Annotated in this window: 11 protein-coding genes; 4 read left to right on the top strand and 7 right to left on the bottom strand. The window is 69.8% G+C overall.

The features are described from left to right. Window positions 1–42 precede the first annotated feature (42 nt). Together ACFO6Q_RS17340 and ACFO6Q_RS17345 are read right to left on the bottom strand one after the other, a co-directional pair. On the bottom strand, window positions 43–792 hold the full coding sequence (locus tag ACFO6Q_RS17340; protein ID WP_380022377.1) for an ABC transporter ATP-binding protein: 750 nt from the start codon (window positions 790–792) through the stop codon (window positions 43–45). A 154-nt stretch (window positions 793–946) separates the two neighbouring features. Further along, window positions 947–2215, bottom strand: coding sequence for an efflux RND transporter periplasmic adaptor subunit (locus ACFO6Q_RS17345; protein WP_380022378.1), 1269 nt, complete (start codon window positions 2213–2215; stop codon window positions 947–949). A 220-nt stretch (window positions 2216–2435) separates the two neighbouring features. Here ACFO6Q_RS17345 and ACFO6Q_RS17350 point away from each other — a divergent pair, with 220 nt between their 5' ends. The 3 genes from ACFO6Q_RS17350 to ACFO6Q_RS17360 are packed head-to-tail and all read left to right on the top strand — an operon-like array spanning window position 2436 to window position 4675. Further along, on the top strand, window positions 2436–3029 hold the full coding sequence (locus ACFO6Q_RS17350; protein WP_380022379.1) for an RNA polymerase sigma factor: 594 nt from the start codon (window positions 2436–2438) through the stop codon (window positions 3027–3029). Beyond that, window positions 3026–3532: a hypothetical protein gene (locus ACFO6Q_RS17355; protein ID WP_380022380.1), complete on the top strand. Its 507-nt coding sequence runs from the start codon at window positions 3026–3028 to the stop codon at window positions 3530–3532. The genes ACFO6Q_RS17350 and ACFO6Q_RS17355 overlap by 4 nt, the downstream gene beginning before the upstream one ends. A gap of 27 nt (window positions 3533–3559) precedes the next feature. Continuing rightward, the gene (locus tag ACFO6Q_RS17360) at window positions 3560–4675 is read left to right on the top strand and encodes a PDZ domain-containing protein (RefSeq protein WP_380022381.1); all 1116 of its coding nucleotides are present in this window, start codon (window positions 3560–3562) and stop codon (window positions 4673–4675) included. A 7-nt stretch (window positions 4676–4682) separates the two neighbouring features. On the opposite strand, the gene ACFO6Q_RS17365 is transcribed toward ACFO6Q_RS17360, so the two are convergent. Together ACFO6Q_RS17365 and ACFO6Q_RS17370 are read right to left on the bottom strand one after the other, a co-directional pair. Further along, entirely contained in the window at window positions 4683–6575 is a 1893-nt protein-coding gene (locus tag ACFO6Q_RS17365) for an ATP-binding cassette domain-containing protein (protein WP_380022382.1), read from the bottom strand. A 48-nt stretch (window positions 6576–6623) separates the two neighbouring features. Then, the gene (locus ACFO6Q_RS17370; protein ID WP_380022383.1) at window positions 6624–7550 is read right to left on the bottom strand and encodes a DMT family transporter; all 927 of its coding nucleotides are present in this window, start codon (window positions 7548–7550) and stop codon (window positions 6624–6626) included. A 110-nt stretch (window positions 7551–7660) separates the two neighbouring features. On the opposite strand from ACFO6Q_RS17370, the gene ACFO6Q_RS17375 reads away from it, so the two are divergent. After that, window positions 7661–8605 (top strand): LysR family transcriptional regulator, encoded by a 945-nt coding sequence (locus ACFO6Q_RS17375; RefSeq protein WP_380022384.1) that lies wholly within the window; start codon window positions 7661–7663, stop codon window positions 8603–8605. Here ACFO6Q_RS17375 and dusA read toward each other — a convergent pair. The 3 genes from dusA to ACFO6Q_RS17390 all read right to left on the bottom strand — a co-directional run bounded on the left by dusA (window position 8602) and on the right by ACFO6Q_RS17390 (window position 11578). Further along, window positions 8602–9627 (bottom strand): tRNA dihydrouridine(20/20a) synthase DusA, encoded by a 1026-nt coding sequence (gene dusA, locus ACFO6Q_RS17380; RefSeq protein WP_380022475.1) that lies wholly within the window; start codon window positions 9625–9627, stop codon window positions 8602–8604. The genes ACFO6Q_RS17375 and dusA overlap by 4 nt on opposite strands. A 374-nt stretch (window positions 9628–10001) precedes the next feature. Continuing rightward, window positions 10002–11315: a HipA domain-containing protein gene (locus ACFO6Q_RS17385; RefSeq protein WP_380022385.1), complete on the bottom strand. Its 1314-nt coding sequence runs from the start codon at window positions 11313–11315 to the stop codon at window positions 10002–10004. After that, entirely contained in the window at window positions 11312–11578 is a 267-nt protein-coding gene (locus ACFO6Q_RS17390; RefSeq protein ID WP_380022386.1) for a helix-turn-helix domain-containing protein, read from the bottom strand. The genes ACFO6Q_RS17385 and ACFO6Q_RS17390 overlap by 4 nt, the downstream gene beginning before the upstream one ends. Between the last annotated feature and the right edge of the window lie 871 nt (window positions 11579–12449).

Here is a 12449-nt window from a genome sequence, read left to right on the forward strand (position 1 = left end):
AATGGGGAGTCGTCGAAGCGGAGGCGGTGCGAAGCTCGAGGCCTAGGGCGAGACGGGTTCGGCCTGCGCCGATTCCCGATTGCCCATTCCCGATTCCCGCGAGGACGCGCGCAGCGCGGGCTCGCTGTCGAAATCGGTGACCTGGCCGTCGATCACGTGCACGTTGCGGTGCGCGCGCGCGGCAAGTTCGGGATCGTGCGTGACCATCACGATGGTCGTGCCCTGGCGGTTGATCTCCTCCAAGAGCTCCATCACGCCGCGCGCCATCAGCGAATCGAGGTTTCCGGTCGGTTCGTCGGCGAGCAGCAGGCGCGGCGAACCGGCCAGCGCGCGCGCGATCGCCACGCGCTGCTGCTGGCCGCCGGACAGCTCCGACGGATAGTGCTTCACGCGCGAGGCGAGGCCGACGCGGCTGAGCGATTCCTCGATGCGCTGCTTGCGGTCGGCCGCGGCGAAGCCGCGATAGCGCAGCGGCACGTCGACGTTGTCGTACAGGTTCAGGTCCGGAATCAGGTTGAAGCTCTGGAAGATGAAGCCGATCTTCTCGTTGCGCAGGCGCGAACGCGCGTTGTCGTCCAGACCGCGCACGTCGACGCCGTCGAGCCAGTACTCGCCGCCGGTGAACTCCTCCAGCAGGCCGCAGATGTTCAGGAACGTGGTCTTGCCCGAACCGGACGGTCCGGTCACCGCCACGAACTCGCCTTCGCGCACATTGATGGAGAAATCGCGCAGCGCGTAGGTTTCGATCAGGTGCGTGCGGTAGACCTTCTGCAGGTGGGTCATCTTGAGCATGGCGTTCTCTTTGAGGGCTGAGAGCTGGGGGCTGAGGGCTGAGGGCTGTACTGGGGGCTGGGGGCTGGTTGCGTGAGAGTGAGAAGGTGGGTGATGCCGACGCCACGGACTCGCGCGCAAGCGCTTTGCAGCCCTCAGCCCTCGGCTCTCAGCCCTAGTTCAATGCCACACGCTGCGCACCGTTGAACTGGTCGGTGCCGGAGATCACGATGCGGTCGCCTTCCTTCACGCCGGAGACGATCTCCACCGCGTTCAGGCTGGTCGCGCCGACCTGGATCGTGGTGCGCTCGGCCATGCCGCCGCGCACCACGTAGGCGACGCGGCCGGCGCCGGTGTCGACGAACGGGCCGCGCTCGACCATCAGCACGTCCGGGTGTTCGTCCATCAGGATGCGCGTGGTCAGGCGCTGGTTCTGGCGCAGGCCGTCAGGCTTCTTGTCGGCGAAGCGGATGCGGCCGGTGACCTGGCCGTCGACGACCTCGGGCGAGATCGCGCTGACTTCGCCGGCGTACTTGCCGCTGGCGTCCTGGATCTCGGCGCCCATGCCGGGGCCCAGATCGTGCGCGAACACTTCCGGCACCTGCACCTCGATCTCGAACGCGCTCAGGTCGACCACGGTCAGCACGGCGGCGCTGGCGGCGACGTTGGCGCGCTGCTGCACCAGCAGCTGGCCGACCTGGCCGTCGACCGGCGAGCGCATCTTCAGCTCGTCGACCTGGCGCGTCAGGTCCTCGACCAGCAGCTTCTGCCGGTCCAGCGCGAAGCGCTTGGTCTTCAACTCGAAGGCGAGCGTGTCGCGGTCCAGCTGCATGTTCTGCTGCGCGTTCGATTCACTCAGACGGGTCTTGGCCAGCGCGTCCTTCGCGCGCAGCACTTCCATCTCCGGCTGCGCGCCGCGCTCGAACGCCTTGGTGTTGCGCTCCAGCTCGCGCTCGGCGGTCTGGCGGTCGATGACCGCCTGCTCGTAGGCCATCTTGGTCGCCGCCTCGAGCTTGCGGTTGGCGATCGTGGCGCGCTCCACCTCCAGGCCCAGGCTGTCGAGCGTGGCCTGCTCCTGCTTGAGCTTGTTGGTCAGCTCCGGCGAGTCGATCTCGGCCAGCACGTCGCCCTTCTTCACCTTGTCGCCGGCCTGGATGTCCAGCGTGACCGTGCCGGCGCTGCGCGCGTACAGGGTCGGGCTGATCGCCGCGACGACCTTGCCCTGCACCGAGACGTCGCGGGTGAGCGTGCCGCGCTTGACCTCGGCGATGCGCAGACGCGCCGAGCTGGCCGAGGAATCGGCCGACATCAGCCGCGCAGCGACCGGCAGCACGAGTGCGCCCGCGACGAGCACGGCCGCGGCGACGCCGCCCCAGACGAAAAGCTTCTTGCGGTTGCGCGGCGGCGCGATCTTGCGGTCCTGGGCGGAGGTGTCGCGGATCATGGGGGTTCGGCTTCCCTGGTAGTGGCTGACCCGTTGAAGCAACGAGCGTGCCACCCGATAACTTTCTGAAATCCAAGAAGATCACCCCGCGGACAGGAGCCGCGGACAGTGTCCGCAGCAGCCCCGGACAGGCGCCGGACAACGGCGCCGGCGGCACGGCGGCGCCCGCCGCGCGAAAATGACTGCGACCCAATCGCGCGCTGCCGCATCCGACCCGTTCGTGAGCGCCACCAGTTTCCAGATCGACGTCCCCCAGACCACGCTGGCGCGAGCGCGCCGCGGCGACCTGCGCGCGCTGGAGCAGATCTACCGCGCGTTCGAGCGGCCGGCCTACACGCTGGCGCTGCGCATGCTCGGCAACGTCGACAGCGCGCGCGAGGTCGTGCACGACGCGATGCTGCATCTGCTCGAACGCATCGGCCAGTTCCGCGGCGACGCGCCGTTCTGGGGCTGGCTGCGCCAGATCGTCGTCAACGAGGCGCTGATGAGGCTGCGCCGCGAACGCGGCGTGAAGTTCGAGGCGCTGCCCGACGACGACGACGCGCCCAGCGCCGAGCCGGCGCCGTGGATGCTGGCCGACCTCAAGCACCTGGAACGCGCCATGGCACGCCTGCCGGCGCTGACGCGCAGCGTGCTGTGGCTGTACCACGTCGAGGAATACACGCATCAGGAGATCGCCGAGATGACCGGCAAGTCGGTGAGCTTCTCCAAGTCGCAGGTCGCGCGGGGCAGCGTGCGCCTGCGCGACCTGCTCGACCCCGCCCTGTCCGAAGCGAACCCGGAGGCCGCGCCATGCATGACCGCGACGGCATGAATTCCCCCCTCTCCCTCGCCGACGCGCTGCGTGCGCTGCCGCAGGCGGAAGCGCAGCCGGACCTGTGGCCCGACCTCGCCCGCTCGCTGCGCGCGCGGCAGCGCCGTCCCTGGCGCTACGCCCTGCCCGCCGCGCTCGCCGCCGCCATCGCGCTGTTCGCGCTGGCGCCGCGGCTGACGACGACCGGCTCCGGCGCTCCCGCGACGCCGCCCGAAACGGCGACGCAGGCGGCGGCGACGCCATCGGCGGCAAGCGAACTGTCCGCGCTGCACGAACGCTCGCAGGCGCTCGAACGCTGGATCGCGACGGCCACCGTCGCGCCGCTCGACAGCCGCGACCTGATGGCCGCGGTCGAGGTCGAGGACCTGATCGGCCTGGTCGACGTGCAGCTCGGCGCCACGCGCGGCGACGCCGACGCGCTGCCGCTGTGGCGCCAGCGCGTCGCGCTGCTCGAAGACCTGGCCACCATCCGCGTCAACCGCTACGCGATCGCCGCGAACTAGCGGCCCCTTTTCATGCGAGGAACACCGATGAAGCGCACCCTCCTGCTCACCGCCCTGATGCTCTGCCTGGGCAGCGCGACGGCGGCCGAACCGGCTCCGGCCAGGGCCGACGACGACGCCGCGCGCGCCGAGAGCGATGCCCGCGCCGCCTCCGCCCGCGCCGAACTGGCCGAACTGCGCGCGCAGATGAAGGAACTCTCCGGCCGGATGTCCCGGCTCTCCACCGAACTGGGCGACGTCGGCCCGCGCGCCTACGCCTATCGCTACCTCGGCGATCCGGACCGCGCCGTGGTCGGCGTCGTGCTGAGCCCGGAACCGAAGGGCGCGCGCATCAGCGCGGTCACGCCGGACGGACCGGCCGCGCGCGCCGGGCTGCGCGACGGCGACGTCGTCGTGGCGATCGACGGCAAGCGCTTCGCCGACGCGGCGGCGCCGGAGGAAGGCCTGCGCGAGGCGCGCGAACTGCTCGGCGAACTCAAGGACGGCCAGGAAGTGCGCATCGCCTACGAGCGCGGCGGCAAGGCGCAGCCCGAGCTGAAGTTGAAGGCCGCGCGCCGCGAAGCCTACAACTGGCCGCAGGTGGTGGTCGGCGACGCCGAAGTGGTGCGCATGAAGGACCTGGAGAAAAGCGTGCGCGAGCAGGTCGAGCGCGCGCGCGAGGCGGCCGCATCGGTCGACTACGACCGCATCGGCGCCGACGTCGCGCGCGCCACCGCCGATGCGCAGGCGGCGATGCGCCGCATCATGCCGTGGTGGGGCCTGAACCTGGTGCCGCTCAATCCGGAGCTGGGCCGCTACTTCGGCGCCGAGGAAGGCGCGCTGGTGCTGTCCGCATCCGAAGGCTCGCCGTCCGGCCTGCGCGGCGGCGACGTGATCGTCGAGGTCGCCGGCGAGCGCGTGGACGATCCGGGCGACGCGCTGCGCGCGCTGCGCGACCAGCCGGCCGGCAAGGACATTCCGTTCAAGGTGCTGCGCGAGCGCAAGACGCTGACGCTCAACGTCAAGGCGCCCGAGTACAAGTCGATCTTCAGCGCGATGCCGATGCCGCCGCTGCCGCCCGCTCCGCCGGCGCGGCCGCCGCGCACGCCGCCGACGCCTCCGCCCGCGCTGCCCGCGCCGAAGGCGCCGCCTGCGGAAACCTGAGCTCGCGTCACCCCGCCTCGAGCGCCTGCCAGCGCTCGTAGGCTGCGTCCAGTTCCGCCTGCAGCGCCGACAGCTCGTCGTTGGCGGCGACGATCGCGGAACTGTCCTGGCCGTAGAACGCCGGCTCCTGCATCGCGGCGCCGAGTTCGGCGATGCGCGTTTCCAGGCGCTCGATGCGCAGCGGCAGTTCTTCCAGCTCGCGCGTTTCGCGGTAGCTCAGCTTGCGCTTTGCCGGCGCGGCCGCGGCCGGCGGCGCCTCGGCCTTCGCCGCCGTCGCAGGCGTCGCAGCCGCCGCCGCTGCGCGGGTGCGCGAAGCCTCGCTCTGCCGCAGCCAGTCGGTGTAGCCGCCGACGTATTCGCCCACGCGCCCCTCGCCTTCGAGCACCAGCGAGCTGGTCACCACGTTGTCGAGGAACTCGCGGTCGTGCGAGACCAGCAGCAAGGTGCCCTGGTAGCCGGCCAGCAGTTCCTCCAGCAGTTCCAGCGTCTCCACGTCCAGATCGTTGGTCGGCTCGTCCATGACCAGCAGGTTCGACGGCCTGGCGAACAGCTTGGCCAGCAGCAGGCGGTTGCGCTCGCCGCCGGACAGCGCGGTGATCGGCGCACGCGCGCGCTCGGGCGAGAACAGGAAGTCCTGCAGGTAGCCCAGCGCGTGCTTGCGCGCACCGTTGATCGTGATGAACTCGGCGCCTTCGGACACGTTGTCCAGCGCGTTGCGGTCCTCGCGCAGGTGCGCGCGGTGCTGGTCGAAGTAGGCGATTTCCAGGTTGGTGCCGAGCCGCACCTCGCCGACCTGCGGCGCGAGTTCGCCGAGCAGGAGCTTGAGCAGGGTGGTCTTGCCCGAGCCGTTCGGGCCGATCAGGCCGACGCGGTCGCCGCGCTGGATGGTGGTGGTCAGGCCGTCGACGATCGCCTGCGCGCCGTAGGCGAAGCGGACGTCGTCGACGTCGACGACGCGCCGTCCGGACGGCGCGGCGACCTCGGTCGCCAGCCTCGCGCGGCCGCCCAGTTCCCGGCGCTGCGAGCGTTCGCGGCGCATCGCCTCGAGCGCGCGCACGCGGCCCTCGTTGCGCGTGCGGCGGGCCTTGATGCCCTGCCGGATCCACACCTCTTCCTGCGCCAGCTTCTTGTCGAACAGCGCGTTCGCCTGCGCCTGCGCGTGCAGGCGCTCCTCGCGGCGGCGCAGGTAGTTGGCGTAGTCGCCCGGCCAGCTCGTCACCTGGCCGCGGTCGATCTCGACGATGCGCGTGGCCAGCGCGCGCAGAAAGCGGCGGTCGTGGGTGACGAAGACCACGCTGCCGGCAAAATCGAGCAGCAGCTGCTCGAGCCAGGCGATCGCCTCGATGTCGAGGTGGTTGGTCGGCTCGTCGAGCAGGAGCAGGTCGGGTTCGAGCACCAGCGCGCGCGCCAGCAGCACGCGGCGCTTCATGCCGCCGGAGAGCGCGGAGAACTCGGCCGCCTCGTCCAGCTCCAGCCGTGCCAGCACGCGCGTCACGCGCTGGTCGAGATTCCAGCCGTCGCCGGCGTCGATGCGCGCCTGCACGCCGGCCATCGCCGCCGCGTTGCCGGGCTCGTCCAGATGGTGGGTGAGGCGATGGAACTCGGCCAGCAGCGCGCCGAGATCGCCGAGCGCGCCGGCGACGACGTCGAACACCGTGCCCTGCAGCGCGTGCGGCACCTCCTGCGTCAGCCGCGCGACGCGCGCGCCGGACTGCACGCGCACCTCGCCGTCGTCGGGGACGAGGTCGCCCGCGATCAGCTTCAGCAGCGTGGACTTGCCGGCGCCGTTGCGGCCGACGATGCACACGCGCTCGCGCGATTCGATCGTGAGGTCGACGTTTTCCAGCAGCAGGGGGCCGCCGACCGAGTAGTCGACGTTGGCGAGTTGGACGAGGGACATGCGGCATCGGACGGCGGCGGGTCGCCTATTCTGCCGTGCGCGGCCTCCTCAGGACACCGCTTCGCGCCGCGTGCCCAGCCAGATGCCGAACGCGACCAGGGCAAAACCCGGCAGCATCGGCAGCGCCAGGCGCTCGCCGAGCACGGCGTAGCCCATCACCGCGGTGATCGGCGGCACCAGGTAGAACAGTGCCGCGACGTCGGTCGCCGCGCCGCGCCGGATCAGCGCGAACAGCAGGGCGAAGCCGCCGACTGAATTGACCAGCGCGATCCAGCCGACCGCGCCGAGGTAGGTCGGACTCCAGTCGGATTGGAAACGCTCCACCAGCAGCGCCAGCGGCGCCATCGCCACCGCGGCGACGGCGTGCTGGACGGCGAGGCCGACGCGCAGGTCGATGGTCGAGGAATGGCGCTTCTGGTACAGCGTGCCGAGGCTGAGGCCGAGCAGCCCGAGCAGGCTGGCGAAGTAGCCGGCCGCGCTGCCCCCGGTGGTGTCCAGGCGGCCGCCCAGCACCATCAGCACGCCGACGAAGCCGAGCGCCAGCCCGCCCCACTGCCAGCGTCCCAGGCGCTGCCCGGCGAAGCTGGCGAACAGCGCCGTCGCCAGCGGCACGGCGCCGATGAACAGCGCCGAGACGCCGGTCGACACGCCCAGCCGCAAGCCCTCGTAGACGCCGCCGAACGACAGCGCCAGCGACAGCACGCCGACCACCGCGCTGTGCGCCAGCGCGCGCCGGCCCGGCCAGGCCACGCGCGCCGCCAGCGCCAGCGCGGCAAAGATCGCCGCGGCGGCGGCGAAGCGCAGGAACAGCACGGTGAACGGCCCGCCGTGCAGCACGGCCAGCTTGCCGGCCGGGTAGCCCGAGCACCACAGCAGCAGGAATGCGGCCGCCATCGCGTGCGCGTGCAGCCCGCCCTGCGCTTTCGCTACCGCCGCCGGAGCGGCGACCGGCACTTTTGCGTTCGAACCATCCATGCGTCGACTCCGCCCGGTCGGGCATCGCATCCGAAGGGTGCAAGCCTAGGCGCGGCGGCGATCGCGATAAACTCGACCCCGGTCAAGTCATCTTTGCGGAGAACGCAACAATGATCCAGATGCGGCTGAACGAGATCGCCGCCTTCGTCGAGGTCGGACGCCGGCTCAGCTTCGTGCGCGCGGCCGAGCAGCTCGACGTGCACGTCTCGGCGGTCAGCCGCGCGGTGAACGCGCTGGAAGGCCGCCTCGGCGTGCGCCTGCTGCAGCGGACCACGCGGCGGGTCGGCCTGACCGAGGCCGGACGCGCGCACTTCCTGCGCTGCGAGGCGGTGCTGGCCGAGCTGCAGGAGGCCGAGTCGGCGGCCAGCGCGCTCGGCGGCGCCCTGCGCGGCACGCTGCGCGTGAGCGCCGGCAGCGGCCTGGGCCTGACCCACCTGACGCCGCTGCTGCCGCGCTTCCTCGAACGCCATCCGCAGCTGGACCTGGACCTGCACCTGTCCAACCGCAACGTCGACCTGGTCGAGGAAGGCTTCGACCTCGCCATCCGCATCGGCGCCCTGTCCGACTCGCGCCTGGTCGCGCGCCGCCTCGGCGACAGCCGCCGCCTGCTGGTCGCCGCGCCCGCCTATCTCGACGCGCAAGGCACGCCGCGGCGTCCGGACGATCTCGCCGCGCACGCCGCCCTGGTGCTCGAAGTCGGCACGATGACCTCGCGCTGGGTGCTGCAGCGGCGCGGCGCGGATGCCACCGTGCGCGTGCGCACGCGCCTGCGCTCCAACCACGCGCTGGCCCTGCTCGACGCCTGCCGCGCCGGCGTCGGCATCGCCCTGCTGCCGCAGTTCATCGTCGGCGCCGACCTCGAGGCCGGGCGGCTGGTGCGCGTGCTGCCGAGCTGGACCGCGGCCGAACAGGGCATCTTCGCGATCTACCCCGGCAACCGCTTCATCCCGGCCAAGGTGCGCGCCTTCGTCGATTTCGTCGAGGAGATCCTGCGCCCGGTCGCGCAGGCGCCGGCCGCCGGCGCGAAGAAGCGCCGCGCGCCGCGCCGGACCTAGGCGGCGCGCGCGCGCCGCTCGCCGCTGCGCGCATCGATCGCGCGCTCGACCACGTCCCAGCCCGCGTGGGCGCGATGCGCCTCCTCGCTGAGCACGCGGCGGAACGCGCGCGCGCCCGGCAGGCCCTGGTACAGGCCCAGCACATGCCGGCTGATGTGCTGCAGGCGGTCGCCGCGCGCCAGATGCGCCTCGACGTAAGGGCGCAGGCGCCGCAGCACGTCGTCGCGATCCGGCAGCGGCGTGCCGAACAGCGCGTGTTCGAGTTCGGCGAGGCGATACGGCTCGTGGTACGCGGTGCGGCCGAGCATCACGCCGTCGACGTGGCGCAGGTGCTCGTGCACCTGCGAAACCTGCGCGATGCCGCCGTTGATGACCACGCTCAGCTGCGGATGCTCGCGCTTCAGGCGGTACACGCGCTCGTAGTTCAGCGGCGGCACCTCGCGGTTCTCCTTCGGCGACAGGCCCTGCAGCCACGCCTTGCGCGCGTGCACGACGAAGGTGTCGCAGCCCACCGCGTGCACGCGGTCGACGAAGTCCGCCAGCGCGGTGTACTCGTCCTGCTCGTCCACGCCGATGCGGCACTTCACCGTGACCGGAACGTGCCTTTCGGAACCGGACACCGCCGCGCGCATCGCCGCCACGCACTCGGCCACCAGCGCCGGCTCGCGCATCAGACAGGCGCCGAAACGCCCGGACTGCACGCGGTCCGACGGACAGCCGACGTTGAGGTTGATCTCGTCGTAGCCCAGCCCGGCGCCGATGCGCGCCGCCTGCGCCAGCTCGGCCGGCTCGGAACCGCCCAGCTGCAGCGCCACCGGATGCTCGCTCGCGTCGAAGCCCAGCAGCCGCTCGCGATCGCCGTGAATCACCGCCGGCGCGGTGACCATCTCCGTGTAAAGCCGCGCATTGGGCGCGAGCAGGCGATGGAAATACCGGCAGTGGCGGTCGGTCCAGTCCATCATCGGCGCGACGGAGAAAATTTTATCGCTGTATATCAATCGCTTATCTCGAACAATCGGCAACGTGGACAGCCCCGGGAACACGCTCGCGTGCACTGGTTTTCGCCCGATTTCGCCCAGCTACGACGGTCCAGTGCACGCATAGCGCACACGACATGGCGACGATTCTCCAACTTCCATCGGGGTCGACGGCGAGTCCAGGTCAGGCGCAAGCAATCCTATGCGAGCGAGACCTTCCTGCGCCATGAAGACGCCCGGAGGTGGGCGACGGCAACCGAGCGGCAGATCGATCTTGGCGAGGCACCCCTGAAGCAGGCCGACGTGGACCCGACCAATCTGGAAGACATGCGAGAAGCCGGCAAGGTCCTGCGCCGACCGCACGCTGCCGCACAAGGGAATTAAATCCCGCTCCGGCAGAATCCATCATGGCAGCTGCTTCAGGCTGCTTGCAGCTGCTGCGCCATTTCACGAATGACCACGTGAAGCATGCCGCGCAGGCAGCGGAGTTCGCCGGTGAGCGTCGGCGCCAGATCAGGGCGTTGCCGCGCCAGTTCCTCGACGTCGGCCTCCACCTCCGCAAGCAGCCGGGTGGCCTCGTCGACGATCCTGTCGCGTTGCACCTGGAGCAGGCGTCGCGCCTGTGAAGGACGTATGCCAAGCACCCCGCCCGCCTCCAGCAGCAAGGCATGACTGACGTCCGAGAAATGCGTGATGCCCAGGATCGGCCAGGCCATTTGCGTCTGGGCTGGCCAGCCATGCTTGTCGAATAGCGACGCTTCATAGCACGCCGTGCACAGCAGATCGTAGTGTGGCGCCAGTTGCACTCCATTTGCGTCGACCAGAAAGCTCAGGTTCTTCAGGTGCGCGTCGTTGTTACCGGTCAGCACGTTGAAGACCAGCCAGTTGTAAAGCCGCACGCGAGCCTGGGCCTTGTTGCGGCAGGCCTCGGCGATCCTGGCCAAGCTCTCCATGCTGCCTTGCGTGTACTTGAAGCTGCGATCCACGCCCAACAACTGGCAGGCGTCGATCGCGTGCCGTCGCCGACAACTGTGCCCATCCATCCATCGGTCGAAGCGCTCGATCAGGTACACCGGCTCCGGCACGTAGCGACGCTCGACGGCAGGCACATCCAGCCCCATCCGACGAGCCAACGTCATCACGAACCACTCGTTGACCACGCTATGCGGATAATCCGGGTCCGGATGATCCGGTTTCAGGATGTGCCTGGACGGCTCCGACCCCACCGGTTCGAACAACGCGCCATCCCTGATCACGACCGCCAGCTTGTGCTGTGCACCGGCGAGGGACATTCGCTTCACCGCTCCATGCACCAGCGGAACGATGGGCAACTTCCGGATTCGCGCTGACAGGTCTTCGTCGGAGAGGGGCACGAATCCTTCCCCTGTCCCCGGCGACGTCCCAGGCGGCAACAGGCTCACCGAGCCTGCCGACTCGGCGCCGTAGTACCCCAGCAACCCGAACGCATCGGCTACATCCATGCTGGCGTCCTTCGCCAACAACCGCCTTTGCCCCTCTTCCGGCAGCAGGTTATCGAAGTACCACTGCACCGGCCGCTGCGACCCGCCGTCCTGGATCGGATCCGCCTGCAGCGGCATCGACGGGCTCAAGGCATAGGCGGTCGGGGTCTCCAGCCACGTGGGCTGATACTGGAAGCGCCAGATGCCCGACGCCTCTTCCAGCGTGCCGATCGGGGTTTCGTCGGCCCAGGCGATCAGGGACCGCCCGGTCATCCGGCGCGCCCCTTCACCCGCGCCACCTGCACCTTGGTGGCGATTTCGTCCGGTACGTCGACGAGGACATGGATGCCCAGGTCCCTGAGCACGCCGAACAGCTTGCCCCACTGGACTGTGGCGCCCCCACGCTCGATCTTGCCCAGGAAGTTCTCGCTGACACCGATGCTGCCCGCCGCATCGTCCTGGCGGATACCTTGAGCCTTGCGAACCGCCCGCACCAGCGGCCCCAACTGCTCGGCGCTTTGGATCGTTATCTTCATCGTGCAATCCTCGCGATCGAAAGGATTTTCAGGGCAAGGAACGCATCATACACAAAATCCTTTCGATCGTGAGGATTGCTGCTCGGTGCCGCCTCCAGGAGGCGAAATCCTCATGGACGAGAGGATTTATGGCCACACGAATCGCGAAGGCTCCAGGAAGAGCTTGTCGACCCCTCAAGCGCGATGGTCGAAGCGAGCGGCCCTGGCCGCCGCCAATGCGCCGGACAAGGGCCTCAGCCGCGCGTGCTCGTCCCCGCAGGAGCAACCGCCCTTCATGCTGCCATGGACCTCATTTTGATGACGACGCGATCCCCATGCGGTAGCGCGGCAAGCCCTTCGCATCAGACGGGTGAAGAACCTGCAGCCCGATCTCATCGCCACAGGCCCGTACTCCCACTTGACCCCCAGCCGCGTCGAAAAAAGACAGCCCATCTGGCCACCAGACGACTGCGAAAGGGGTACCCCTTGTAACGCGTGGGTATCGCCGTGATCGCCATGTTGCCGCCTGGAAATGGCGATGGAACCCTGCTGGGTCGATGGATGCGCCAGCGCATGGTCCGCATCATTGCGCGGTGGGGCCTGAACTCGCATACGGCGGGAACGGCCGTGCACGACCGTTCCGACCAAGGCAGACGTCACCGAATCCGTCCAAGGCGCAGGTCAGATCTCCCTATCGGAGACATCCGCTGCCAAGCACGCCTTTTGGAAGGATCTTCGGGACAAGTTGAAATCTCGACGGCCTCCCGTGCCGGCTACGTCACTGGATTGGAATCGCGCCGGAATCGCGCCAACAGTGGCGCGATTCCGGCGCGATTGCGCCCGTCGCCGTTCACGGATGGGAGTGCTTCGCGACGAGGCCGGATCCCCGCAT

The organism is Dokdonella ginsengisoli (genome assembly GCF_042652785.1).
GTDB classification, from domain to species: Bacteria; Pseudomonadota; Gammaproteobacteria; order Xanthomonadales; family Rhodanobacteraceae; genus Dokdonella_A; species Dokdonella_A ginsengisoli.